Origin of the sequence: Achromobacter sp. NPDC008082 (genome assembly GCF_042957345.1) — a bacterium.
Taxonomy (GTDB): domain Bacteria; phylum Pseudomonadota; class Gammaproteobacteria; order Burkholderiales; family Burkholderiaceae_B; genus Achromobacter; species Achromobacter kerstersii_A.
Window position 1 is genome coordinate 253,498 of sequence record NZ_JBIBIB010000005.1, and the last position, 24,466, is coordinate 277,963.

Below are 24,466 nucleotides of genomic sequence, written 5' to 3' on the forward strand. Positions count from 1 at the left end.
GATGTTTATGTCTCAGCCGAGTCCACGAGCGCTTGCCGATTGCCGATACTGACGGTCTTGTTCCGCACGGGAGACCATCTTGACGCTTGCCGTTCTAGCCAGCCGGGCGCTTAGCGGCCTGCATGCGCACGCCGTGCGCGTGGAGGCGCACTTGGGTCCTGGGCTGCCGAGTTTCAACGTGGTCGGCTTGGCAGACACCGAGGTGCGCGAAAGCCGCGAGCGCGTGCGTGCCGCCATATTGAATAGTGGCTTTGCGTTTCCGCCCGGCAGGATCACCGTCAACCTGTCGCCTGCCGACTTGCCGAAAGAGTCGGGCCGATTCGACCTGCCGATTGCGCTGGGGCTGTTGCTGGCGTCCGGCCAACTAGCCGCCCCGACGGATGGGGGGGAAGCCGCGTTGCCAGCTCCCGACCCCTCTTTGGCGAATCTGGTGCTGGCGGGCGAGCTTTCTCTGACGGGGGCGCTGGTGCCTGTTGCTTCACCCCTGATCATCGCGCTGAGCGTGGCGCGCGATACGTCCGGCGCCACGCTTATTCTGCCGGCGGGCAGCGCGGAACAGGCGGCGTGGGTGCCGGGGCTGCGGGTTCTGTCCGCGCGTAGTCTGGCCGATGTGGCTGCGCATGCCGCTGGGGTGTGCCTGTTGCCGGACGCTGTGCCCAAACCATGGCCACAAGCGCCGCCGGCGCCATGTCTGTCGGATGTCCGTGGCCAGCCCGCCGCCCGGCGAGCGCTGGAAGTGGCGGCGGCGGGCGGCCATAGCCTGCTGATGATCGGGCCGCCAGGGGCGGGCAAAAGCATGCTGGCCGCGCGCATGCCCGGCCTGTTGCCGCCGCTGGGCCGCGCCGAGGCTTTGGAGGCGGCGGCCGTGGCTGCGCTAGCGGGCTTGCCCGACGCTTTGATGGGGCAGCCGCCGTTTCGGTCTCCACACCATTCCGCGACTGTTGCAGCGCTGGTGGGTGGCGGCAGCCGGCCTCGTCCTGGCGAGATCAGCCTGGCCCACCATGGCGTCTTGTTTTTGGACGAATTACCCGAGTTCAGCCGCCGCACGCTTGAATCCCTGCGCGAACCCTTGGAGGCGGGCAGGGTGGTTATTGCCCGTGCGCTGCACTCGGCGCAGTTTCCTGCTCGCTTCCAACTCATCGCCGCCATGAACCCTTGCCCGTGCGGCTGGCGCAGCCACTCCGGCCGATCCTGCGTGTGTACGCCGGATCAGGTGGCGCGCTATGTGGGCAAGATATCAGGCCCCTTGCTGGACCGGATCGACCTGCATATGGCGTTGCCCCCATCCGACCCCGAATCCATGGGTGGCCCGCCTGGCGAAGCTTCCGCACCCGTCCAGGAACGCGTCATGCGCTGCCGGGCGCGCCAAATGGCGCGCCAGGGAAAGCTGAACGCGGCGCTGGCGGGGCCAGAGCTGGATCAGCACTGCGTGATGGATAAGGACGCGCAAACGCTGCTGTTCCAGGCGATGCGCCGGCTGGCGGGGTCGGGGCGCGCCTTGCACCGGGCGCTGCGCGTGGCGCGCACCATCGCCGATCTGGAGGGGGAGGAAGCGCTGGCCGCTCGGCACGTGGCGCAAGCGGTGCAGTACCGGCGTCCGGGCGTATGATGCGTCTCTGGATTCATCCTGCGTGCGCGGCTGAGCTTTTTGCGCCAGCCGACTCGACAACACCCAGGAAATCACCATATAATCAAAGGCTTTCCCGGATCTCGGCTACCTTTTTGCCAAGACCTGGGAGGAAGCCGTGTCTGGCAGCAATGCTATTTCGCGGATAGTAGTACCCCCGCAGTACCCCAAGAAGTACCTCAGAAGTGGCAACAGGTTTACAAGTTTTGCCGTCGCATCGGTGCTAGCCCTAGGGCTTTTTGCCAGCAACGCCAAACACCTCGCGTCATGTCAAATCAACTACGAGTTTAAGTTTAGGGAATCATCATGCCCAAGATGAAAACCAAGAAAAGCGCCTCCAAGCGCTTTAAGGTTCGCGGCAGCGGCTCCATCAAGCGTGGTCAGGCGTTCAAGCGCCACATTCTGACCAAGAAGACCACCAAGGCCAAGCGTCAACTGCGTGGCTCGGCAGCGGTTCATGAATCCAACGTGGCCTCCGTCAAGGCCATGATGCCTTTCGCTTGATAAGGGAGATCTAATATGCCTCGCGTCAAACGCGGCGTAACTGCCCGCGCACGTCACAAAAAAGTCATTGCCGCCGCCAAGGGTTACCGTGGCCGCCGCGGTAATGTGTTCCGTATTGCCAAGCAAGCAGTCATGCGCGCTGGCCAATACGCCTACCGCGACCGTCGTAACAAGAAGCGCACCTTCCGCGCTCTGTGGATCACGCGTATCAACGCCGCCGTCCGCGAACATGGCGTTAGCTACAGCGTGTTCATCGCTGGTCTGAAGAAGGCTTCGATCGAACTGGACCGTAAGGTTCTGGCCGATCTGGCCGTGCGCGACAAGGCCGGCTTTGCCGCCATCGTGCAGCAAGCCAAGGCTGCCTTGGCTGCCTGATCGCGCGCTTTAACTCATCGCGCATCGCTGCAAACGGGGCTGTAATAGCCCCGTTTGCGTTTTGAAGGCTGGATTTCATGACTCTATTGGTTGACGACCTGGTCTCCCAGGCGCAAGAACGGTTCGCCGCGGCTACGGATGCCGCCGCGCTTGAGAACGCAAAGGCTCGATTCCTGGGTAAGGAAGGCGCACTGACGGTGCTGCTGAAAGGCCTGGGCAAGCTCGATCCCGAGCAGAAGCGCGAGATGGGCGCCCGGATCAATCAGGCCAAACAACAAGTCGAAGAGCTCCTGACTTCGCGCCGCGCAGAACTGGCGCAGGCGGAACTGGACGCCCGGCTGGCCTCCGAAACCATTGACGTCACCCTGCCTGGCCGCGGCCGCGCGCCGGGAGGCATCCATCCGGTGATCCGGACCTGGGAACGTGTGGAAGCCATCTTCCGTTCCATTGGCTTCGACGTGGCCGACGGCCCCGAAGTGGAAAATGACTGGACCAATTTCACCGCATTGAACAACCCGCTGGACCATCCGGCGCGTTCCATGCAGGACACGTTCTACGTCGACATGAACGACGCCGACGGCCTGCCGCTGCTGCTGCGCACGCACACCAGCCCCATGCAGGTGCGTTACGCCCGCATGCACAAGCCGCCCATCAAGGTCATTGCGCCGGGGCGCACCTATCGCGTCGACAGCGACGCCACGCACTCGCCCATGTTCCATCAAGTGGAAGGGCTCTGGATCGCCGAGGACATCTCGTTTGCCGATCTGAAAGGCGTGTACACCGATTTCCTGCGTTGCTTCTTTGAAAGCGATGATCTCGTCGTGCGCTTCCGTCCGTCGTTCTTCCCGTTCACGGAACCGTCCGCCGAAATCGACATGATGTTCACCTCGGGTCCCAACCGTGGCCGCTGGCTGGAAATCTCCGGCTCGGGTCAGGTGCACCCCGAAGTGGTGCGCAACTTCGGCCTGGACCCCGAGCGCTACATCGGCTTTGCCTTCGGCTCCGGACTTGAGCGCCTGACGATGTTGCGCTACGGCGTCAACGATCTGCGCCAGTTCTACGAAGGCGATTTGCGCTTCTTGCGCCAGTTCAACGAATAACAGACGGCTGATCATGCAATTTCCCGAATCCTGGCTGCGTACGCTGGTCAACCCTCCGATCGCAACCGACGAACTCGCGCACCGGCTCACCATGGCTGGCCTGGAAGTCGAAGACACCGCGCCCGCCGCACCCGCCTTCACGGGCGTGGTCGTGGGCCACATCGTCGAGATCGCTCCGCATCCCGACGCCGATAAGCTGCGCGTTTGCCAAGTGGACGATGGTTCCGGCGAACGCCTGCAAATCGTGTGCGGCGCGCCGAACGCTGCCGCTGGCCTGAAAGTGCCGCTGGCCCGCGTGGGCGCGGAACTGCCTGGCGGCATGAAGATTGGCGTGGCGAAAATGCGCGGCGTGCAATCGTCGGGTATGTTGTGCTCGGCCCGCGAACTGGGCTTGTCGCAAGACCACGCCGGCCTGCTGGAACTACCCGCCGACATGGTGCCCGGCCAGTCCATCCGCGAAGCGCTGGACTTGGACGACACGCTCTTCACGCTCAAGCTCACGCCCAATCGCGCCGACTGCCTGTCGATCCTGGGCGTGGCGCGCGAAGTGGCTGCCCTGACGGGCGCGCCGTTGTCCGTGCCCACGGCTGTTGCCGTGCCGGTCACGCTGGATGAGCGCCTGCCCGTCAAGATTGAAGCCCCTGAGCTGTGCGGCCGCTTCGGTGGCCGCGTGATCCGTGGCGTGAACGCCCGCGCGGCCACGCCCGACTGGATGAAGACGCGCCTTGAGCGCGCAGGCCAGCGCTCGCTGTCGGCGCTGGTGGATATCTCCAACTACGTCATGCTTGAGCTGGGCCGTCCGTCGCATGTGTTCGATCTGGACAAGATCGGCGGCGACATCTCGGTGCGCTGGGCGCGCGAAGGCGAAACCCTGGAACTGCTGAACGGCCAGACCATCACGCTCGACCCGAAGGTTGGCGTCGTCGTGGCCGGCGATCAGGTGGAAAGCCTGGCCGGCATCATGGGTGGCGAAGCGACCTCGGTCACGCTGGACACGCAAAACATCTATCTGGAAGCCGCGTTCTGGTGGCCGCAAGCCATCGCCGGTCGTGCGCGCCGCTACAAGTTCAGCTCCGAAGCCAGCCATCGCTTCGAACGCGGCGTAGACTACGCCAGCATTCCCGAGCACCTGGAATTCATCACCCGCCTGATCGTCGACATCTGCGGCGGCCAGGTCGGCCCTATCGACGACCAGATCGTCAACCTGCCGGCACGTCCGCCCGTGCGCATGCGCCTGGCGCGTTGCCATCGCGTGTTGGGCGTGCCCGTCACGCAAGAGCAGGTCGCGAAGATCTTCGCCAGCCTGGGCCTGGAATTCACGGTCGAAGGCGACGACTTCATCGTCAGCCCGCCGTCGTACCGTTTCGATCTGGAAATTGAAGAAGACCTGATCGAAGAAGTGGCCCGCATCTACGGTTTCGAGAGCATTCCCGATGTGCCGCCGATGGCGCGCGCAAAGATGTTCTCGCAGCCCGAAGTGCATCGCGGCGCGCACGCGCTGCGCCGCCTGACCGCTGCGCAGGACTACCAGGAAGTCGTGAACTACAGCTTCGTCGAAGCAGATTGGGAACGCGACTACGCCGGCAACGACACGCCCGTGCGTCTGGTGAACCCGATTGCAAGCCATCTGTCGGTCATGCGTTCCAGCCTGATCGGCGGCCTTGTCGCCAACATTCGCCACAACGCCAACCGCAAGCAGTCGCGCGTGCGCCTGTTTGAACTGGGCCGTGTGTTCATGCGTGACGCCTCCGCACAGGATGGTCCGCTGGAAGTGGCCGGCGTGCGTCAACCGATGCGTTTGTCGGGTGCCGCGTGGGGCCCGGCGGTTGAAGAGCAGTGGGGCGTGGCCACGCGTCAAGTGGACTTCTATGACGTGAAGATGGATGTCGAGGCGCTGTTCGGCGCACGCGGCCGCCGCCTGCGTTTTGAAGCCGCCGCGCATCCGGCGCTGCATCCTGGCCGCAGCGCGCGCATCGAACTGGACGGCAAGCAAGTGGGCTGGATCGGCGAACTGCATCCGCGTTGGGCGCAGCAAGCAGACCTGGCGCATGCGCCGGTCGTCTTCGAACTCGACGTAGACGCGTTGTCCGAAGGTGAGTTGCCGCAGGTGCGTGAGCTCTCGCGCCAGCCGGTAGTGGTGCGCGATCTGGCCTTGTGGGTCGATGCTCCCGTGTCCACGCAAGCCATGCTCGACACCGTTGCCGCCGCCGTCAAAGCGGATGCGCAACTGGCTGTGGTGCAGGATGTGCGCGTGTTCGACGTGTGGCGCGAGAAGGCCCACGGCAACGAACCCGTCACCGAGAAAAGCCTTGCTTTCCGATTCTGGCTACAGGACACTGAAGTCACTCTGGACGAAGCCCGTGTGGCGGAATGCCTGTCCCGCATCAAGGATGCATTGGTCAGTGCTCACGGCGCGCGCCAGCGTACATGAACCATGGGGAACAGTATGCTTGCTGCCGAGCCACGCACCTTGACCAAGGCTGAGCTGGCCGAACTGCTCTTTGAGCGGGTCGGCCTGAACAAGCGCGAGGCCAAGGACATCGTCGATACTTTCTTCGAAGAAATCCGCGACGCCTTGGCGCGCGGAGACTCCGTCAAGCTCTCGGGCTTTGGCAACTTCCAGGTGCGCGACAAACCGCCGCGCCCGGGCCGCAACCCCAAAACCGGCGAGACCATTCCCATCGCCGCACGCCGCGTGGTCACGTTCCACGCGAGTCAGAAACTCAAGAGCGTGGTGGAGCAGGCAACCCCTGCTGCACCCGACGCCGCGGAGTGATACGCTTTGTCGGTAATTGTTATCGGCTCCCGGCGCCTTCGCGGCATAAAATTCGCTTATGACACGTACTGAATCCACCGTTACCCTACCGCCCATTCCCGCCAAGCGTTACTTCACCATCGGTGAAGTCAGCGAGTTGTGTGGCGTCAAGCCTCACGTCTTGCGGTACTGGGAACAGGAATTCACGCAGCTCAAGCCGGTGAAGCGGCGCGGCAACCGCCGCTACTATCAGCACCACGAAGTGCTGCTGATCCGCCGCATCCGTTCCTTGCTGTACGAACAAGGCTTCACGATCAGCGGCGCTCGCAATCGCTTGGGCGATGCGCGCGACATGCCGCACGATCAAGACGCCGCCGTGCGTTTGTCGGGCGCCGAGATGCAAGCCTTGCGCAACGAACTCGGCAACGTTTCGACGATGCTTGCTGATGCGTTGGGCTTGCCTGCCAACGTATCCGCCAACGCAAGCAGCAACGTCAGCAGCAACGCCAGCACCACGGCTTGAGCCTGTTGATTTCGTCGTCGTCCAAGATGCTTTGATTGATCGCAGTACCCGCAACGCGCGTCGCTCTTGAAGCGATGCGCATTGCAAACCGCAGTACGTTGCGCCTCGCGCGCCGCTTTGCACGACGTTAGTGCAAGCGACGAACACGGGGCGCAAATTTTTTTGAGTATTCAGCACTTTTTTTGCACCAATGCGTGCAAACTTATTTTTGTTCTGCTATACTCTTTTTCTTTCGGGGCGTAGCGCAGCCTGGTAGCGCACTTGCATGGGGTGCAAGGGGTCGCGAGTTCGAATCCCGCCGTCCCGACCAGCAATACCCTAGGGGGTTAGTGATAGTAATCACTAACCCCCTTTCTCATTGCCGGCTGCTTTTTCATTTTTCGCGCGAATGCCCTAGCCATGCGCGCGTAGCGTCCCGGCAGATCGAAGGCGGGAATGCGGCTTGCTATTGCATACGCAACAGCAACGTCGATGCCCACTCCCCAATCGAATGCCATACGATCTGACGCTCTCTGACGCAGCCTTTAGTCCCATGGTTCCGAATGGGCCGCTCGTCATCATTTCGCCTCATCTTGATGACGGAGTGTTCAGCTGCGGAAGCTTGCTTTCACACGTTGCAGGCAGCACCGTGGTGACGGTTTTTACCGGGGTTCCGAACGAAGGGGGAATCCTTACTGAGTGGGACCGCGAATGCGGCTTTCTTAGTGCGGCTGAAGCCATGCGTGCGCGTGAAGCCGAAGATAGCCGCGCGTTGGAGGCCATCCGCTGTGGCGGTCGTTCGTTGGGCTTCATTGACTGCCAGTATGTGCAGCATCCCGATCACGCCATGCCTGCGCTGATGGAGTCTCTGCTGAGCACCTTGCTCGACCTGGCTCCGGGCAGCGTGGGTATTCCCCTTGGGCTCTTTCATGGTGATCATCTTCGGGTTAGCGAGGCCGCGCTGCGCGTCAGGCAGCTGCTGCCTGACATTGCCTGGTTCTTCTATGAAGACGCGCCTTACCGGGCGCATCGCGGCGTTGTGCAAGCGCGTCTGGTGCAATTGCACAGCCGAGGGTTGGTGTTGACGCCTGCGTGCGGCGAGGCTGACTTGGGTAGCAAGGAAGTGGCCATTGCCGCTTACGCGTCGCAGCTGAAGGCGTTCAACGGAGTGCCGGACGACTTGCGCAGACCGGAACGGTATTGGCATATCCAGGCGGAAGAATCAGGTTCCCATCAGCTTTTGCTTGATGGCGCCTGACGAGAAGGCCAGCATCCTCCCGGCGCATCGCCATCAGCACTAACAAAGACGCCCCGGCGAAAGCCAGGGCGTCTTGCCTGTTGGCGCATAGAACGTGGGCGCTGAGCCGACGCGTATGCAGCGGACTGGCTTATTCGCTGATGTGGTTGACCTTGATGGAATTCGGGTCAATGCCGCCCAGGCGGAGCCGGGCATCAATGTCTTCGTTTTCACCACCAGACGCGGCAGTGTCGGGAAGGTCCAGCTTATTGGCAAGTTCCCGCTTGGCTTGAAGCGTGCTTGATGCGTCGCCGTCAAGCAGCGCAACACCATCGGAGCCATCGACTTTTTTGAAGCTGATCTGGGTTTTCATCTTGCCTCCTGTTGTGCGGGTGATCCGCAGATAAACCGTAGCACATTGATGAAAGCCGACGGGGAAGGGGGCAACCAAGCCTTAGGTCTTAGCCCATGGTTCTTAGCCCATGGTTCTGGGCCGATTCAATGCGAAGCTGCAGCAGCCGTTCTTCCCATCGCCCAGTGTGGGGGGACCAGTAAGGTATATTCTTCGCGGATCATGCCGGGCGCGGACAACGGGCCCCGGCATGGTTGCCCTAGACCCCTATCCACCAGACCAAGGAATACCGTGTCGAAGCCACTTGCGGCGGGCCGCTATTTTGCTGAGGCGTTCAGTGTCATCCGGCAGCAAGGCCGAAGTCTCGTGGCGGCTGCGCCGTGGTCGTTCGGCCTGTTCGTGCTGAGCTTGCCGTTCGCTTTGCTGGTGTCCCGGTCGTTCGGGTCAATTCAATACGCGTTTCTTGTGGTGGCGCTGGTCAATATGATTGCGTTGGCGCGCATGACCTTTGCCTGGCACCGCGTGATTGTGTTGGGCGACGCCGTGGATGCCGGGGGCGTGGGCAACGCCGAGGCAAAGCATCTGGCCTTGCTGATGCTGTTCATCATTGTGGCGGCGGCCGTGCTGCGGGCAACGGCCGACATGCCGATCATGATTTATTTTGCGATGGGCGGGGTGGGCGACACCCGCTTCTTCGTCACGCTGTTTGCCATTCTGGCGGTGCTGTGGGTGCCGATGTTGTATGCGGGCGCGGTGTACGCGCTGAGCCTTCCGCGCGCCGCGGTGGCGGGCGAGTACGGCTTCCGGGAGGCGCGTGCGGCGATGCCATTCAAGCGTTGGCCGCTGGCCGCCGCGCTGTTCGCGCTGATCCTGTCAGCGGGCTTGGCCAAAGTCATGATGCTCAATGTGGCGAACCGCTTGAGGGTGTCGGACATTGCGTATGGTGTGTTGTTTCTGGCGTGCACCATCCTCATGACCCTCGTCGTGACCGCGATGTGTGCCGTCGCGTATCGGGAATCCGCACGCGGCGTGAAGGCGGCGTAGCGGCGCCGTTCAGCCGCCCCGTTTGTCGTCATCCGCCTGCGATTGCCGCGCCGGATTGTCTGCGCGAAGAGTATATTTTCGACTTCGCCATGCTTTTCACCTTGCCCATGAACACGCTTCGTCATCAGATTCCATCTGGCCGTGCGATGTTGGCGGCCGAGACCGCCGGAAGCGGGGACCCAGTCGTTTTTCTGCATGCCGCTATTTGTGACCGCCGCATGTGGCAGGCGCAGATGCGCGTGCTCAGTTCGAGCAATAAGGTCATTGCTTATGATCGGCGTGGGTTTGGGCTGACGCATTGCACGCCAGAAGATCATTCCGCCGTGGCGGACCTGATGGCGGTGATGGATGCTTTGGCGGATGGCAAGCCTGTGATTCTGGTGGGGTGCTCGCAAGGCGGGCGCGTGGCGCTCGACGCCGCGCTGCTGCACCCGGATCGGGTCCGCGGGCTGGCGTTGATTGCGCCGACGGTGCCGGGCGCGCCTGACTTGGCCCAACCCGCCGCTATTCAAGAGGCGATGGCGACGTTGAAGCAAGCCGAATCCGCTCGCGATCTGGATCGCGTGAACGCGTTGAAGGCGCGTCTGTTCCTGGATGGTCCGCTGGAACCCGAGGGGCGAGTCGAAGGCGCTGCGCGCCCGCTTTTTCTTGAGATGCACGCGGGCATACTGCGGTCGCCGCCAAGGGGGCCGAGCATCGACAACTTGCCGACGTATCAACGTTTGAATGAGATCCAGGCCCCGGCCCTGGTGATGTGGGGGCGCAGTGACTTTCCCAACATTCAGGCGCGCAGCCAGCAGGTGGCGTCGATGCTGGCGAACGGTAGCGGCCATGAGCTGGCGGACACCGCCCATCTGCCGAGTCTGGATCGGCCGGATGAGGTGACGGATTTGCTCGTTACGTTCATCCGGCGTGTGGCTGGCCACGCTGCGGGCGCGGCGTAGCCGCAGCGCTTCATTGCCCGACGATCAACGCTTGCGGCCCGGCCGTTTAGGCGCTGGCGTCAGCGGATCGCCCACATGCGTGGCAAGCCAGTGTTCGATCTTGTCGTCGCGCCGGGCGGCCCAATCCTTGCCCAGCTCCAGCACCAGCATGTTGCGCGTGTCGCCGTAATCCTGGCCAGGTTCCTTCTGGAACATTTCCTTCCAGATCTCCGAGGCGACCAGATCCGTCGTGAGCAGCACGCCGATGCCTTTGGCGTCGATCCACAAGGGCGCGGCGCGTTCGTCGACGTGCTTCTTCAGGTTTTCAAGCAGCTTTTGGGCGAGTGAGGCGTTGTCTTTCGATGCCGCGATCAGGACCAGATATTGACGGTGGTCGATGGCGGGTTCGTCGGAGTCGCCAAAAGGGTTTTCCATGGTGCATTCCTTCCGGGTAAGCCTGCTTCGGGCCGCGAGGGCGGCGCCGTGGTACAGGGTACTCGACCCACGCGCTGGCAAGCGCGTTTTGGTACACTTCCGCCATCTTTGGGGAGTAGCCTGCTGTCAGCCGCGCTGACAGGGTTTGCGTCAACATTCTTGACCTTTCGGTCATGGCGCAACGGCCGATTCGGCTTGGCGAGACCACGGACTATTCCATAGCCTTGTCCGGGCGATATGGAAAGTCTGTGTGTGTCGCCCGGACGGAGCCATCCAACAGTGAACCCCCTTTCCATCCTGATCCTGGCCTTTGCCATGTCGACCGACGCGTTTGCCGCAGCGGTCGGCAAGGGCGCCGCGCTACGCAAGCCGCGCCTGTCCGAAGCCCTGCGCACCGGTGTCATCTTTGGCGTCATCGAAGCGATTACCCCTGTGATCGGCTGGGCGCTCGGTTCCGTCGCGGCGAAGTTCGTTGCTGACTGGGACCACTGGATTGCGTTCTGTATGCTCTGTGTGCTCGGTGGCCTGATGATCCGCAACGGCTACAAGGATGATCCTGAAGCCGCTGCGCCGGTCGCGCGCCATTCGTTCTGGCTGCTGGCGGCCACAGGCTTTGCCACCAGCATCGATGCGATGGCGGTGGGCGTCAGCCTGGCGTTCATCGATAACAACATCTGGATCACGGCGGCGGCGATTGGTCTGGCGACCATGCTGATGGTGACGATCGGCGTAATGGTCGGCCGCCTGGTGGGCAGCGTGGCGGGCAAGCGTGCAGAGATACTGGGCGGCATTGCGCTGATCGGTATCGGGGCCACGATCCTGTACGAGCATCTGTCGGCCTGATTTCAGATCAGGGCAGGGCGCAGTCAAGCCTTGCCGGGTTAGTCCGGCAGGCTGTTATGGGAGAAGTCCTTCCTTTCTGTGTCTGTCGGCGGTGCCGTGGTGTCCGCATACTCGTCTCATTCAACCAGGAAGAGAGACGCTTCTCATGCGCTACCGTTACGTCACCGCCGATGTGTTCACCAGCCAGACCTATTGCGGCAACCCCTTGGCGGTTGTGCTGGACGCCCAAGGGCTCGATACCGCGCAGATGCAACGCATTGCGCGCGAATTCAATTATTCCGAAACCAGTTTCGTGTTGCCGCCGAAAGACCCGGCGCACACGGCCTGGGTGCGAATCTTCACACCGGATCGTGAAGTGCCGTTCGCCGGGCATCCGAACGTGGGCACGGCCGTGGTGCTGGCGCGCGAAATGATCACGGCTGGCCATCCGGCCCCGGACGCCTTTGTGTTTGAAGAGGCCGCGGGTCTGGTGCGGATTGCGCTGAAGCCGGGCGCCAAGGGCATCGATAGCGTCGAGCTGTTGGCGCCCCAGCCGCTGTCGCGCGCAAGCGAGGTGCCGGCGGCGGCGGTGGCGCGGGCGCTGAAGCTGGAGGCGTCTGACATTGATACGTCAGAGCACGCGCCGCAAGTGGTGTCGGTGGGGCTGATATTCCTGGTGGCGCAACTGGCCAGCCGCGACGCCTTGCGCCGCGCGTCGCCAGATTCGCAGGGCTATGCGGCGCTGCTGCCGTTGGACGGGGCAAAGTCCATCTACGTCTACACCACGGACACGGCCTCCGATACGGCAGATGCGCCCACCGACCTCCAGGCGCGCATGTTCACCGGCCGCATGACGGAAGACCCGGCAACGGGCAGCGCAACCGCGGCGGTTACGGCGTTGCGCGCGGCGTTGCGGGGCGAAGGCATGCTTCGCTTACGCGTGGGCCAGGGCGTGGACATGGGCCGCGCCAGCCTGTTGCTGGCGCACGCCGAACCGCGCGCCGATGGCGTGTGGGCGGGCGTGGCGGGGCAGGCCGTGGTGGTCATGGAAGGCACCTTGCCAGCGCCGACTTTGAGCTGATCGCATTCTTGCCGGCGGCGCGAGGCCTCGTGTATGCTTGCCCGCATGAACGAACTGCAATCCGCACCGAAATTCGCGCCGGCATGCCGCGCGGACAACCGACGAGTCACTCGACGTTTACGTTGAGTGGCAAGTCACGTTCAGGCGCTGAAACCTCGGCGCTTCCTCTTGAAGGCCACGATACCCCTCGTGGCCTTTTTTGTTTTCGCGTCCGTTGGCGAATCATTCAGCGGCGGCTATTGAGGGGAATCTTCCGGCCTTCGTTTTCCTACGTTAAGGAACGAAGCATGACCCAACAAGCACTGGCCGTCCGGCCCTACCATTCGTCAGACGAGGCCGCCATCATTCAGTTGTGGCGCGACTGCGGCCTGACGCGCCCGTGGAACGACCCGGTGAAGGACATCGCGCGCAAGCTCACGGTGCAGCCCGATCTGTTTCTGGTGGGTGAGGCCGATGGCGTCATCGTTGGCACGCTGATGGGGGGCTACGACGGCCATCGGGGGTGGATCAATTATCTGGCCGTGTCGCCCGCACACCAGCGGCGCGGTTACGCGACGGTGCTGATGCGTGCCGTCGAACGAAAGCTGCTTGAGATGGGCTGCCCGAAAATCAACTTGCTGATCCGTTCGGGCAATGTGGCCGTGCAGGGCTTCTACGAAAGCCTGGGCTTCACCCAGGACGAAGTGATCAGCCTGGGCAAGCGCCTGATCCCCGATCTTTGATGGCCATGCGGGCGCCGGATGCGGGTGATTCAGTCCGACATACCCGCATGAGATCGCGACTTGGTCCTACAAAACGGCTTGCCGTCTGGCGAGCCCGTTTGATCCTGAGCACACTCCGTTGAATTCACCCAGGCAGGGGTCTGGGAAATTACACGGGGTTGATGATCATGCGGGGTTCGATTCAAGGCTGGCGCTGGGGCGCTTTCATCCTGCTGGCGCTTGCCGGGATGTCAGCGCACGCGGATACCGTCCGGCTCAAGATGTCTCACTTTCTTGGGCCCAACAGCTTTTTCCAGGTGGACCTGGTGGAGCCCTGGGCGCGCGAGCTGGAACGCAAGACGGGCGGCAAGGTGCAGGTGGAAGTGTTGAACGCCAGTTCGCCGTTGGGTAACGTGCGCAAGCAGGCCAGTCAGGTCGAAAGCGGAGAAGTGGATATTGCGCTAGGCCTGCGCGGCGCGGAAGGCGAGCGCTTTCCACGCAGCGCCATCGTCGAATTGCCGTTCGTGGTGGCGGATGCGGGCAGCGGTTCCAAGGCGCTGTGGCGGCTGTATCAAGAAGGCGTGCTCGCCGACGAATACCGGGGCTTCAAAGTGCTGGCGCTGTTTGTGCACAACCCAGGGCTGATTCACACCAAGGCCACGACGGTGAGCGAGCCTGCCGACTTGAAGGGCTTGCGTCTGCGTGCGCCCAACGCCACGGTCGCGATGATGCTCGAGCATGTGGGCGCCGTTCCAAAGTTGCTGCAACCCGACGAAATCATTCCCGCGCTGCGCACCCATCAATTGGACGGCATCGTCACGAACTGGGGGACGCCCATTGCGGGCTTCAACGACGAAATGACGCGGCATACGGCGGTGCCGTTCTATGCCTCTGCCTTCTTCATCGTGATGAAGCAGTCGCGCTTTGACGCGTTGCCTGCGGATGTGCGGCAAGCGATCGACAGCCTGTCTGGCGATGGGCTGGTGGCGCGTTTCGGGCCGCTATGGAATCAATGGGACCAGCCCTTTCACGATGGCGCGCAGGCGCCGGGCAAAGTGATGTTGCGTCCGGACGCGGCGTTGCTGCAACGGTGGAAGGTGGCGCTGCAACCGGTGTCGGAGGCGTATGTCAGCCGGCTCCAGGCCCAGGGCTTTGCGAATGCACGAGAAGTGTACGAACGCTTGCTGGCGGAGCCGGCTGGACGCTGACGGCTTAGATCGCCACGGTCAGGTAGACGGCTTCGCGGCCTACGATCGGCATGCGCGTGGGCATGAAGATGGTGCAGTTGTCGCACGGCGAACGAATTTCTTCGGTGCCGTTCATGGCGATCAGCTCGTCTTTGTTGAAGGTCTCGAAACCGATCACAGGGCGCGTGAAGCGGAAGTCTTCGGACTTCACCATGTGCACTTCCAGCAGGCGGTAGCGCTGCGGGGCGGGCGGCGGCACGGCATCTGCGGGCGTGTCGATCAGGCCGGTGTGGGCCAGGAAGCGCAGCGTGACGTCGGTGGCGAGGTCGGCCGCAGACTTCGCGAAGTGCTGGCCGCATTCCACCACCAGCGCGCCGCCGCTATCGGAGTCGGGGTCGCCGTGGTGGCCGTAGCCCATGACGCCCGTGCCAGGGAACTTGTGCTGCGGCATCACCAGATGCACCAGCGGCGCGCCAACGGCTGCGGCAAGCGCCGTGTTGCGGTCCATCTCGTTATAGACCCAGAAGGGCTGCACCGGCGCACGGGTAGAGTGAATGTCCAGCACGAAATCGGCGGCGTCCAGCACCGGGCGCAGTTCACGCGCGCGACGCAGTTCGGGGCTGTCTTCGGGGCCGTCCAGCATGGCGGCGGACCAGATGCGGTTCAGGTTGTGAACCAGTTGGCGGTTTTCATAGGGCTGGTCGATGTCGAAGGCCTCGTAGGCTTCAACGTGCGCGAAGCTGACGGTCAGTGTGCCGATCTTCGGCCGCACGCCCGAGTCCAGCAGGTGCGTGGCGGCGACCATGCCACAGATCTCATTGCCATGCGTGATGGCGTTGATCAGCACGTGGGGGCCTGGCACGCCGGACTCGAAGCGATGCACGTACGGAATGCCGGTGTTGCCTTCGCGGTAGGCGGAGAGGTCGCGCGGCAAGACTTCAAGCGGCGCGGTGTCGGGTTCAAAAGCAGGGTTTTGCATGGGATAGGGCCTATTCTGGGCGGATGCCGGCGCGGTCGATCAGGTCTTTATACAAGGCCAACCGTTCGGACATCATGGAGGTGAACTGTTGCGGGGTCTGGTCTTCGGGGGGCAGGGCGCCAGCCTTTTCCAACGCTTGCGGCATGCCGTCCTGGCGGGCCACCGCGCGCACGGCGGCCAGCAGTTTTTGGATGATGTCGTCGGGCGTGCCGGCAGGCGCAGCCAGGCCGATCCACGACATGGAGTTCAGCACCGGATAGCCCAGTTCCGCGAAGGTGGGCACATCGGGCAGCGCGTCCAGGCGTTGGGGTGCGGCCACCGCCAGCGCCCGCATCTTGCCCACCTGGATATGCGGCAGGAAGGGCGCCAGGTTGTCCAGCGCAAATTGCGCCTGATTGGACAGCAGCGCATTGATCAACGGCGCGCCGCCCCGGTACGGCACGTGCATAGCCTGCACCTGCACGGTGTTCTTCATCAGCTCGGCGTTGAGCTGCCCCATGCTGCCGATGCCGGCGGTGGCAAAGTGCAGTTCGTCAGGGCGCGCTTTCAGCAAGGCGACGAATTCCGCAAACGTCTTGGCCGGAACGTCGATGTTGGTGACCAGCACATTGGGCGTGCGGGACAACTGCGAAATCGAGGTGAAGTCTTTGATCGGGTCGTAGCCCAAATCGTTGCGCATCAGCGGGTTGGCCAGGTGCGAGCTTTGCGACGACGCAACCAGCGTGTAGCCATCGGGCTTGGCGCGGGCGACGCGTTGGCTGCCGATGGCGCCGCCTGCGCCGTCGCGGTTTTCAATGATGATGGTGGTGCCCAGCGCCTTGCCCAATGCCTCGGCGTAGATGCGGCCGATCAGGTCTACCGAACCGCCAGCAGGAAATGGCACAACCAGCGTAATAGGACGCGACGGGTAGGCATTGGCGCGCGCGGCCAGGGGCAGCAGGGCGGCGCCCAGGCCGGCAAGGACGAGGCTACGGCGAGCCAGGGAGGGCGCCGCGATGGGGTGCTTCATGAAACTCTCTTGTGATGGCAATCGGTTTGGACTATCTTGCAATACGCATTGCAGAATGAAATATAAGATGCAATGAATTTTGTGGAATTTAGGGTTATCACCTAGGTTCGTCTTTTGTCCTGATGCCGCCACCATGAATCTGAATCAACGCATCGCCAGCTACGGCAAGAAACTCAGCAAGACGGAGTGCCTGCTGGTTGAGGAAATGCAGGCCCGCTATCCGCAAAGCCTGCTGGAATCCGCGACGGCATTGGCCAAGCGGGTGGGCACGAGCGCATCAACGGTGGTGCGCTTGTTGGCCAAGCTGGGGTATGACAGCTATCCGCAGGCGCAGATGGAGGCGCGGTCCGAAGTCACCGCGCGCCTGGCCTCGCCGGGCGAACGCGCGGATGCGGTGGGCGCCGACAACTTGTCGGCCCGCGCTTGCCTGCACAACGCGTTGCTGCATGACCAGCACAATCTGCAAGAGACGTTCGCGTCGATTGATGTGGCGGCGTTTGAAGCGGCGGTGCGCGTATTGACCCAACGCAAGGCGCGCGTCCATGTCCTGGGCTTGCGGCAAGCCGCGCCGCTTGCGAGCCACGCCGCGCTGTATCTGAACCTGTGCTTGCCGTCTGTGCGGCACATGGGCGGCGCAAGCCCGATGTTTTTGGAAGATGAATTGCTATGGGTGGACAACAACGATGTACTGTTGGCGTTCACGTTCAGGCGTTATTCAATCGCCACCGCCAATGCGGTGAAGGTGTTTCGTGAGCGGGGCGGCAAGGTGCTGTTGGTGACCGATGCGGCTTCTGCGCCGGCCGCGGCGTCTGCGCATCATGTGTTGATTGCACGGTGCTCAAGCGCGTCGCCGTTCGACTCCTATACCGCGGCGTTTTCGGTTTGCAATGCGTTGCTGGCGGCGGTTGCGCAGCGGCGCAAAAAGGAACTGGGTGCGGCGCTGGAACGCGGCGAAGACTTGTGGGAATCGAAGTGGATTCGGCCGATGTCAGACACACAGACATTTTGAGCCAATTTAAAAATCCGCTTGAAATGGCCTGAATTCAGGCCGATTTTCGCGTCTGCAAGATGCGTATGTACTAGATGGGTTAGTGCCTGATTACCCGCTAAAAGCATTGCTTTTCAAGCGGTTTTTTTTTTGGCATATTGCGGCCGGATAATCAGATTTCAGGAGCGCAAGCATGAACGCGTCCCCGCAACGCCATATCGATGGATTTCAAGTGGGATGTGAAATCGTCAGCTTGGATGCTGGCGTGCTGGCCATCGTCGTCACGGTGAGCCGTACAGGTAATGGCGATTTTCAACAACGCTGGTCGTTGCCCCGATTCGTGACGTTCGCCGACGCCGCCGTCGCGCGGCGTCACGCCGAGTTGGTCTTGTCCGGCATCAAGTCGGTGGACGCCGCAACGGGCGAGCCCCGGTATGGCATTCTGTAGCCACGCCATGATTCGCGGCTGTGGCGTTGGACGGGGCAATTGCCCTACCAAATGTTGCTGTGCCGCCGTCATGGTTTTTCCTCCGGCAGGCGCATGAGTCCTGGAGATCGCTCAATTTAACCGGGGCGGTATCAGGTAGGTTTTGTTTCGTTTATCACAATCGTGTGCCATGCGCCGGAGGGTTTGGCCGGTACATTGGTGGCGGATGACAACAATAAAGGAGAGTTCCATGTTTGACACTTTTCCTGTCCTGCGTCGTGTTGGCCTTGCCGCCGCGACCATCGGTGTGGCGGGTTTGCTGTTTGCGGGTTGCACCACGACCAGTCCCAAGTCCACCGCAACGGCGACTGACAAGCGCGAGTCTATGAACAGCGCCGCCAACGCAACTCTCTCCAAGCTTTACGAAGCGTCGCCGCAATCCAAGGAATTGGTGGCGCGCGCCAAGGGCGTGCTGGTCTTTCCTGACGTCTTGAGCGGCAGCTTCATTGTGGGCGCCGAACACGGCAATGGCGTGTTGCGAGTGGGCGGCTCCAACGCCGGCTACTACAGCACGACGGCGGGTTCGATCGGCTTCCAGGCTGGTGCGCAATCCAAGGCCATGGTGCTGTTGTTCATGACGGATGATTCCCTGAACAAGTTCCGCAACAGCAGTGGCTGGACCGTCGGCGCGGATGCAACCGTGGCCGTGGTGAACATCGGCGCCAATGGCCGTATCGACACCAACACGGCGCAGCAGCCGATCGTTGGTTTCGTGATGAACAACGGCGGCCTGATGGCGGGCGTGTCGTTGGCCGGCACCAAGATTTCCAAGCTGAACTGGTAATCGGTCAATCGGCCACACCAAGCGGCCGCACCAAACGGCTGCACCAAGCGGCCGTACCAAACGGTCGCACCAAATAAAACGCCGCGGAGAATTCTCCGCGGCGTTTTGTTTTGGATGGCTGATTCAGCCGAGCAGGGTGTCGCCGTTGTTGCGGACGGCGTTTTCGCGTTGCATTTCGGCTTCTTCGATATCCGGGTCCAGGCCGCGCCAACGCACGATGCGGCCGCGGTCTTGCTCGGGTTCCCAACCCAGCATGCCGTAGCGCGTGATTTCAGTTTCGCCTGTGTCGAATTCCACTTCAAAGTAGCCCTGACGATCGGGTAGCGTGCCACCTGGGAACCATTCAGTTTCGGGCATGGTTTGCTCCTTGCTAAGCGATGGGAGGGACGCCGGTGCGCAAGCGCGCACCGACGGATTCATTGTGCGGGCGCGGCTGCGATCCCGCAAGTTTCTGAAAGCGTCGCGCCGTATCTTCAGGCGAGCGGAACGGCGGTGGTGTAGAGCACCTGCTTCAACGCAAAGCTCGAGCGGATACTGGCCACGCCGGGGATGCGGGTGATGTGTTCGACGATCAGGCGTTCCAGCGCATCGACATCCGGCACCAGCGCGCGGATCAGGTAGTCGGCATCGCCCGACATCAAGTAGCACTCCATGATTTCGGGCAGGACGGCAATTTCGCGTTCGAAGACATCCAGCGCGGCCTTGCGCTGCTTATCCAGCGAGATCTGGATGAACACGTTGACCTTCAGGCCCAGCTTGCGCGCATTCAGCAAGGTGACGCGGCGATCAATCAACCCCTCGGTTTCCAGCCGGCGCACGCGCGCCAGGCACGGCGAGGCCGACAGATTAACCCGCGCGGCCAGCTCGACATTGGTCAGGCGTGCATCGCGCTGAAGTTCGTTAAGAATTCGGATGTCAGTCGCATCCAGGTTGATTTCCGGCATAAGTCACCTAAGGGCTTTGAATAGACAGTGCATTCGTGCTGTGCGTGCAGTGTATCGAAGTGAATTGAGGTGAAATATGCTGGGGTTTACCCTATAGACTATTCCTTCCTTTGGCTAATCGGCCAAAGCGCAGAATAATCCAGCAGTCGTCGAGCAGTAATGAGTCAGCAAAGCACGTTGCGCAAGTTCTTGCCCTTGGTGGGCGCGGTCATGATCTGGGGCGGCAATTGGCCCGTCATGAAGCTAGGGCTGACGCACATGAGCCCCCTTTGGCTGGCCGCCAGCCGGTTCGGGTCAGCGGCCTTGATCAGTGTGCTGGTGCTGGGCGTGATGGGCCGCTTGCGTCTGCCCACCCGCCAGGAATGGCCATTGGTGGCGGGGGTAGCGCTGCTGCAGATGGGCGCGTTCACCGCGTTGGCGTTGTGGGCCATGCAATATGTGGCGCCGGGCCGCGCGTCGGTGATTGCCTACGCGACGTCGATATGGGTGATTCCGCTGTCGGCGCTGATTCTGAAAGAACGGCTGTCGGCCGGACAATGGCTGGCCACCGCGTTGAGCTATGCGGGTATTGGCGTGATCGTTGCCCCTGCCTTCAGCCCGTGGCAGGCGCACACGGTGATTGGGTTGGTCATGCTGTTGGGTGCGTCATTCGCGTGGGCATGCAACATCATTCAGTTGCGCGGCAATCGTCATGTGCGATTGGGGGCAGACATGATTCCGTGGCAGACGGCAATGGCGACGGTGCCGCTGGCGGCGCTGGCCTGGATGCGTGATGGCGCGCCCACGTTCCTGGCCGTGCCGGATGCCTGGCCCATCATCTTGTACACGGGGCCGCTTGCCACCGCGTTGACGTTCATCGTGGTGTTGGGCATGACGCAAAAGATGCCGCCGGTTGCAACGTCCATCGCCATGCTCTGCGTGCCGGTGATCGGGCTCATTGTGTCGTCCGTGGTGTTCCATGAACGCATTTCGGCTGATCTGGCCTTGGGCCTTTCGCTGATCGGTGTGAGCGTAGTGCTGTCTGCCGTGGCCTCGCGCTTCAAGCGGCCGCTGGTGCTGCGTCCGTCGTAGTGGGCGGATCGGCGAAATGGGGCTTGCCGCGTCGTGCTATCGTTTCGCAATTGAAGAGAGAGTCACGCATGGCATTGCATCGTTTCCAGAAAGGCGAACTGGGTCATTGGCTTCGGGTGGTTGCCGACCAAGACGAACCGGGCGCCGCACCCGCTGAAGTGCCTGCCGAGGTTTCGCAGGCGCTCGTGACGCTGCGTTGCATTGTGGCCAGCGCCGATGGCCGCTGGCAGATCACTGAAAAGGGCAAGCTCGCCCTGCGCATGGAAGAACCGGGCGCCATTCACGTGCGCTGAACGATCACGAGGGCCGCGTTCGACGGCCTATCGTATACATCGCAGCGGCACTCAAAAATCTCATGCGGGTTCGCAGCGTCTTGCATCAAGACGTGCCGGTTTGCTGCATATCTTGCGAATATTTTCGCGTTATGTCGCGTAATCACGGGTAAAAGCCGCGCAGTACGGGAATCTCCTGAGACGGAATGTGCCAATTGGCATCCTCCGGACGTATCGCGCCCATCACGTCGCCAGTAAGATGAACTTGCGTGACACTTTCAGGTCTATTTGTTTACGCGGGAATTTTGATCCCGCCACGTCACGCGTGGTTCACGCGTTTAGGTAACCGACTGGGAGGTAGCACATGCAGCATCGTGACCAGGAAGTACTGATCGACGTTTCCACAGCGGCCATGGATACCGGCGGATATGGCGTTTTGCTGACGGTAACGGCCGAGGGCGGCACCGAAGTAGATGCCGCGTTTTCCCACTTGGGCAACTGCGCTTCCTTGGACGAAGCACGTGATCGCGCGGAAATATTCGCGCAGAACTGGGTCGAGGAAAACATCTTCCGATAGGGCGTACTTCCCTTGACGGAGCTGATCGGTTGAACCGGTCTGTGTGTGCATGACGCTTTGGAGAATACTCAAAAATTTGCGACGAAAATTTCGGTTATCGTTGCTGCTCCAAAACCTGGGGCCCTTTTTGGGTATGCGTCGTTCCAAGATGACTGCCGCACAGACCAACCTTTCTCTGACGGAGCAAATCCGCGCGCTGCGCGAGCATTTCGCCACTGTCATCCTGCCCATGTGGATGGGGCAGGGCTTCAATAGCGCATTAGGTCTGCCATTTGAATCGCTGGATGGCGCAAGCGGCGAGCCCTTGCCGCCCGCGCGTTATCGCGCGATGGCCTGCGCGCGTCAGCTATATGTGTTTGCGCAGGCGCCGGGCGCCGCTGCGGGCCAGCATGCGGATCGCCTGTTCGAATCATTGCGCCGTGTGTTCCGTACCGAACACGGCGGCTGGCGTTACAGCGTGGACGCCCAGGCGCGTCCGCTGGATGACACTCAAGATCTTTATACGCACGCGTTCATCGTGCTGGCCTGCGCCGAATATTTTCAGCGCAGCCGTAACGCTGATGCGCGCAAGCTCATGCTGGCAACGGCCTCGACGATCGAGTCGCGCTTCAAGACGCAGGATGGGCTCTACCATGCTGCGCTCAGCCCCGACTTCGCCCAGCCGCTGCGCCCGCCCGCGCAGAATCCCATGATGCATTTGACGGAAGCGTATCTGGCTGCCGCTCAAGTCGCGGAGCCGGCGCTGTTTGCGCAGCATTTGCGCAGCCTGGCGCAAGGCATCAGCCAGTTCTTCGTGCATGCCCCCACCCAGTGCATTTCGGAAGCGTTGCAAGGCACGGCCGAAAACCGGCTGGAGCCTGGGCATCAATTCGAGTGGCTGTCACTAGTGCAGGGCGCGGCCCAGGTGTTCGAAGGGCTGGACCTCGTTGAAAGTTTGCCGCGCGCCATGCACTGGTCGCGCGCGCATGGCGTGGATGTCGGCGGGCCGGGCGTGCTGGCCTCGTTGGATGAGTCGGGCGCGGTCGTCGATGACACGCGCCGGATCTGGGCGCAAACAGAGTACCTGCGCGCGCTGGCGGTGGTGGGTGATCTGCCGGCGTTGGCGTCTGGCTTGGCGGCTTTCCGGGCTAATTTCTTGCACGCCGGGGGCTGGTACGAGTGCCTGGACGGAGCGGGTGCCGTAGTGCGCAGCGATATGCCTTCGACCTCGCCCTACCATTTGGCGACCTGTCTGGCTGCCTTACCAATCGTTGTTTAATTGCCGTATTAACAATTATTGTTGTTTGATTGACATAAATTGATAGAAAAATATTGGTGAAATCCCTTACAATTTAGCAACACTGTTTGTGGGGAAGCATCAATGAGCGTTATGTGCTTGGCTTGCCAACGCATTAACCCGGGACTTGCGGGCGTTGCGCCGCATTCGCACCTGGGACATCAAGGTTTCACCAATCCGACCCAAAAAGGGCGGGAAGAGAGCCGTGAAGACCACTTTCGATGCCTGAGCTGCGGGGCGAAGTGGTTGCGCGAGACCGATAAGTGGGGCGTAGACCTGGGATTCAAGCTCGCGCCCTGATCGTTTTCGGCTGATTTCGGCCAGATTCCGCTGCTTTGCAAACGAGCCTCTGAAAAGAGGCTCGTTTCATTTGGAAATGGATGTCAGCGGATGAAGAAACTAAATATTTCTAAATAGTTCTGAGTGATGCTTACGCGGCTTGGCCCGCAGCCACGACGTCGGGGTCAGCGCTGGCCGTTTGCAGCAGCCAGTGGCGAAAGCAGGCCAGCGCGTAGTGGTCTCGCCGCTGCGTGGGTGCGCATAGGTGGTAGCCGCGGCTCAGCCGAATCGGCAGATCGGGGAACGGCGCGGCGACCCGGCCAGCTTGAAGCTCGTCCCGCACCAGGCAGCGTTGCAATACGGCGATGCCCATATCAGCCATGACCGCCCGGATCAGGATAGACACCTGATCGAACCCATTGGACAAGGTCACAGCGTCCCGCGGCACGCCCGCCGCGGTGAACCACTGCGCCCAATTGCCCATGCCATTCGTGTGATACAGCAGCGGTTCGCCCAGCAAACCGTGAGGCGTGCTCCACAGCCCTTGCGCCTGACGCAGGGCCAGACGATCGGGGTGGCAGATCACGACCATCTCGCGGCCGATCACGTAGTCGGCATCCCAGCCCGGCCATTGCTCCGGCGTGCCAGACAGAATGCTGGCGTCGGGCGTTGCGCCTGAGAAGTCCTCGTTGCGGCGGTAGGCCGCAAAGCTCAGCTGAATGTCGGGATGGCACCGATGAAAATCCGGCAGGTGCGGCACGAGCCAGGCGCTGGCCAGCGTGGGTACCGTGGACAAGGTCAGGCGCAGCCGGCGGTCGTCGGCGCGCAACTCCGTGCTGAGCATTTCGATGGCCGCCAAGGGCGCTTGCGCGCCGTCGTAAAGCCGTTGGCCCATCTCGGTCAGCGTCAGCCCGTGCGCGTTTCGATGCATCAAAGGCTGGCCGAAATGCGCTTCCAGGCGGGCGATGGCGCGGCTGATCGCGCCTTGCGTCACGCACAGCGTCTGCGCGGCTTGCGTGAAGCTGCCCAAGCGTGCCGCCGTGATGAAGGCATGCAGCTCGGACATGGAGGGCGAGTGCAGCCGCATGGAGCATGACCTTTGGTAATGAAGGCGTGCAATATAGTCGTTTGAAAGCAGACCGTAAAGTTCGGACA

The 24,466-nt window shown here is 62.1% G+C and carries 29 protein-coding genes, 1 tRNA gene and 1 riboswitch; of the genes, 23 read left to right on the forward strand and 7 right to left on the reverse strand.

Going from position 1 to position 24,466, the window contains the following annotated elements; genetic code table 11:
• Positions 1-79: 79 nt before the first annotated feature.
• The 9 genes from ACFZAI_RS21010 to ACFZAI_RS21050 all read left to right on the forward strand — a co-directional run bounded on the left by ACFZAI_RS21010 (position 80) and on the right by ACFZAI_RS21050 (position 8,121).
• On the forward strand, positions 80-1,609 hold the full coding sequence (locus tag ACFZAI_RS21010) for a YifB family Mg chelatase-like AAA ATPase (RefSeq protein WP_391568737.1): 1,530 nt from the start codon (positions 80-82) through the stop codon (positions 1,607-1,609).
• A 324-nt stretch (positions 1,610-1,933) separates the two neighbouring features.
• Positions 1,934-2,131, forward strand: a complete 198-nt coding sequence (gene rpmI, locus ACFZAI_RS21015) for a 50S ribosomal protein L35 (RefSeq protein ID WP_006226956.1) — start codon at positions 1,934-1,936, stop codon at positions 2,129-2,131.
• 15 nt (positions 2,132-2,146) lie between these two features.
• A complete protein-coding gene (gene rplT, locus ACFZAI_RS21020) occupies positions 2,147-2,506 on the forward strand; it encodes a 50S ribosomal protein L20 (RefSeq protein WP_006218741.1) in 360 nt (119 codons plus the stop codon).
• A gap of 77 nt (positions 2,507-2,583) precedes the next feature.
• Positions 2,584-3,606 carry a phenylalanine--tRNA ligase subunit alpha gene (gene pheS / locus ACFZAI_RS21025; protein ID WP_391568738.1) on the forward strand — a complete coding sequence of 341 codons (1,023 nt, stop codon included), beginning with the start codon at positions 2,584-2,586 and terminating at the stop codon, positions 3,604-3,606.
• Positions 3,607-3,619: 13 nt separating this feature from the next.
• Entirely contained in the window at positions 3,620-6,037 is a 2,418-nt protein-coding gene (pheT, locus tag ACFZAI_RS21030; protein ID WP_391568739.1) for a phenylalanine--tRNA ligase subunit beta, read from the forward strand.
• 3 nt (positions 6,038-6,040) lie between these two features.
• Positions 6,041-6,382: an integration host factor subunit alpha gene (locus tag ACFZAI_RS21035; protein WP_006218744.1), complete on the forward strand. Its 342-nt coding sequence runs from the start codon at positions 6,041-6,043 to the stop codon at positions 6,380-6,382.
• 58 nt (positions 6,383-6,440) lie between these two features.
• Positions 6,441-6,884, forward strand: a complete 444-nt coding sequence (locus ACFZAI_RS21040; RefSeq protein WP_391568740.1) for a MerR family transcriptional regulator — start codon at positions 6,441-6,443, stop codon at positions 6,882-6,884.
• Between the two features lie 233 nt (positions 6,885-7,117).
• Positions 7,118-7,194: transfer RNA gene (locus ACFZAI_RS21045), tRNA-Pro, on the forward strand.
• 180 nt (positions 7,195-7,374) lie between these two features.
• A complete protein-coding gene (locus ACFZAI_RS21050) occupies positions 7,375-8,121 on the forward strand; it encodes a PIG-L family deacetylase (protein WP_391568741.1) in 747 nt (248 codons plus the stop codon).
• A gap of 130 nt (positions 8,122-8,251) precedes the next feature.
• On the opposite strand, the gene ACFZAI_RS21055 is transcribed toward ACFZAI_RS21050, so the two are convergent.
• Positions 8,252-8,473 (reverse strand): hypothetical protein, encoded by a 222-nt coding sequence (locus tag ACFZAI_RS21055; RefSeq protein ID WP_391568742.1) that lies wholly within the window; start codon positions 8,471-8,473, stop codon positions 8,252-8,254.
• Between the two features lie 270 nt (positions 8,474-8,743).
• Between ACFZAI_RS21055 and ACFZAI_RS21060 the strand changes: the two genes are divergently transcribed.
• Positions 8,744-9,496 (forward strand): hypothetical protein, encoded by a 753-nt coding sequence (locus ACFZAI_RS21060; protein WP_391568743.1) that lies wholly within the window; start codon positions 8,744-8,746, stop codon positions 9,494-9,496.
• A 146-nt stretch (positions 9,497-9,642) separates the two neighbouring features.
• Positions 9,643-10,440, forward strand: a complete 798-nt coding sequence (locus ACFZAI_RS21065) for an alpha/beta fold hydrolase (protein WP_391569182.1) — start codon at positions 9,643-9,645, stop codon at positions 10,438-10,440.
• Positions 10,441-10,464: 24 nt separating this feature from the next.
• Here the strand turns inward: ACFZAI_RS21065 and ACFZAI_RS21070 are convergent, their stop codons facing one another.
• Positions 10,465-10,854 (reverse strand): hypothetical protein, encoded by a 390-nt coding sequence (locus ACFZAI_RS21070; RefSeq protein WP_054422314.1) that lies wholly within the window; start codon positions 10,852-10,854, stop codon positions 10,465-10,467.
• Positions 10,855-10,952: 98 nt separating this feature from the next.
• Positions 10,953-11,122: riboswitch (yybP-ykoY riboswitch) on the forward strand.
• Between the two features lie 11 nt (positions 11,123-11,133).
• Between ACFZAI_RS21070 and mntP the strand changes: the two genes are divergently transcribed.
• The 4 genes from mntP to ACFZAI_RS21090 all read left to right on the forward strand — a co-directional run bounded on the left by mntP (position 11,134) and on the right by ACFZAI_RS21090 (position 14,666).
• The gene (gene mntP, locus ACFZAI_RS21075) at positions 11,134-11,697 is read left to right on the forward strand and encodes a manganese efflux pump MntP (RefSeq protein ID WP_391568744.1); all 564 of its coding nucleotides are present in this window, start codon (positions 11,134-11,136) and stop codon (positions 11,695-11,697) included.
• Between the two features lie 145 nt (positions 11,698-11,842).
• Complete coding sequence (locus tag ACFZAI_RS21080) at positions 11,843-12,757, forward strand: PhzF family phenazine biosynthesis protein (RefSeq protein WP_391568745.1); 915 nt, start codon at positions 11,843-11,845, stop codon at positions 12,755-12,757.
• A 287-nt stretch (positions 12,758-13,044) separates the two neighbouring features.
• Positions 13,045-13,479, forward strand: coding sequence for a GNAT family acetyltransferase (locus ACFZAI_RS21085; protein ID WP_391568746.1), 435 nt, complete (start codon positions 13,045-13,047; stop codon positions 13,477-13,479).
• A gap of 167 nt (positions 13,480-13,646) precedes the next feature.
• Positions 13,647-14,666, forward strand: coding sequence for a TRAP transporter substrate-binding protein (locus ACFZAI_RS21090; RefSeq protein WP_391568747.1), 1,020 nt, complete (start codon positions 13,647-13,649; stop codon positions 14,664-14,666).
• Positions 14,667-14,670: 4 nt separating this feature from the next.
• On the opposite strand, the gene ACFZAI_RS21095 is transcribed toward ACFZAI_RS21090, so the two are convergent.
• Both ACFZAI_RS21095 and ACFZAI_RS21100 read right to left on the reverse strand, forming a co-directional pair.
• Positions 14,671-15,624, reverse strand: a complete 954-nt coding sequence (locus tag ACFZAI_RS21095; protein WP_391568748.1) for a succinylglutamate desuccinylase/aspartoacylase family protein — start codon at positions 15,622-15,624, stop codon at positions 14,671-14,673.
• Between the two features lie 10 nt (positions 15,625-15,634).
• A complete protein-coding gene (locus ACFZAI_RS21100; RefSeq protein ID WP_391568749.1) occupies positions 15,635-16,633 on the reverse strand; it encodes a Bug family tripartite tricarboxylate transporter substrate binding protein in 999 nt (332 codons plus the stop codon).
• 133 nt (positions 16,634-16,766) lie between these two features.
• On the opposite strand from ACFZAI_RS21100, the gene ACFZAI_RS21105 reads away from it, so the two are divergent.
• The 3 genes from ACFZAI_RS21105 (at position 16,767) to ACFZAI_RS21115 (ending at position 18,892) form a co-directional block, all read left to right on the forward strand.
• Positions 16,767-17,642 carry a MurR/RpiR family transcriptional regulator gene (locus ACFZAI_RS21105; protein ID WP_391568750.1) on the forward strand — a complete coding sequence of 292 codons (876 nt, stop codon included), beginning with the start codon at positions 16,767-16,769 and terminating at the stop codon, positions 17,640-17,642.
• Between the two features lie 172 nt (positions 17,643-17,814).
• Positions 17,815-18,069, forward strand: a complete 255-nt coding sequence (locus ACFZAI_RS21110; RefSeq protein ID WP_391568751.1) for a hypothetical protein — start codon at positions 17,815-17,817, stop codon at positions 18,067-18,069.
• Between the two features lie 229 nt (positions 18,070-18,298).
• Complete coding sequence (locus ACFZAI_RS21115; protein ID WP_391568752.1) at positions 18,299-18,892, forward strand: YSC84-related protein; 594 nt, start codon at positions 18,299-18,301, stop codon at positions 18,890-18,892.
• Between the two features lie 123 nt (positions 18,893-19,015).
• Here ACFZAI_RS21115 and ACFZAI_RS21120 read toward each other — a convergent pair whose 3' ends face one another.
• A complete protein-coding gene (locus ACFZAI_RS21120) occupies positions 19,016-19,249 on the reverse strand; it encodes a hypothetical protein (RefSeq protein ID WP_315528211.1) in 234 nt (77 codons plus the stop codon).
• Between the two features lie 116 nt (positions 19,250-19,365).
• Positions 19,366-19,836 (reverse strand): Lrp/AsnC family transcriptional regulator, encoded by a 471-nt coding sequence (locus ACFZAI_RS21125; RefSeq protein ID WP_006226939.1) that lies wholly within the window; start codon positions 19,834-19,836, stop codon positions 19,366-19,368.
• A 159-nt stretch (positions 19,837-19,995) separates the two neighbouring features.
• Here ACFZAI_RS21125 and ACFZAI_RS21130 point away from each other — a divergent pair, with 159 nt between their 5' ends.
• From ACFZAI_RS21130 to ACFZAI_RS21150, 5 genes are all read left to right on the forward strand, one after another.
• Positions 19,996-20,907 carry a DMT family transporter gene (locus tag ACFZAI_RS21130; protein ID WP_391568753.1) on the forward strand — a complete coding sequence of 304 codons (912 nt, stop codon included), beginning with the start codon at positions 19,996-19,998 and terminating at the stop codon, positions 20,905-20,907.
• 68 nt (positions 20,908-20,975) lie between these two features.
• Positions 20,976-21,200, forward strand: a complete 225-nt coding sequence (locus ACFZAI_RS21135) for a hypothetical protein (protein WP_391568754.1) — start codon at positions 20,976-20,978, stop codon at positions 21,198-21,200.
• 343 nt (positions 21,201-21,543) lie between these two features.
• On the forward strand, positions 21,544-21,756 hold the full coding sequence (locus tag ACFZAI_RS21140) for a hypothetical protein (protein WP_006218759.1): 213 nt from the start codon (positions 21,544-21,546) through the stop codon (positions 21,754-21,756).
• Positions 21,757-21,904: 148 nt separating this feature from the next.
• Entirely contained in the window at positions 21,905-23,014 is a 1,110-nt protein-coding gene (locus ACFZAI_RS21145) for an AGE family epimerase/isomerase (RefSeq protein ID WP_391569183.1), read from the forward strand.
• Positions 23,015-23,116: 102 nt separating this feature from the next.
• Positions 23,117-23,332: a hypothetical protein gene (locus tag ACFZAI_RS21150; RefSeq protein WP_025135384.1), complete on the forward strand. Its 216-nt coding sequence runs from the start codon at positions 23,117-23,119 to the stop codon at positions 23,330-23,332.
• Between the two features lie 130 nt (positions 23,333-23,462).
• On the opposite strand, the gene ACFZAI_RS21155 is transcribed toward ACFZAI_RS21150, so the two are convergent.
• The gene (locus ACFZAI_RS21155; protein ID WP_391568755.1) at positions 23,463-24,398 is read right to left on the reverse strand and encodes a LysR substrate-binding domain-containing protein; all 936 of its coding nucleotides are present in this window, start codon (positions 24,396-24,398) and stop codon (positions 23,463-23,465) included.
• Positions 24,399-24,466: the final 68 nt, after the last annotated feature.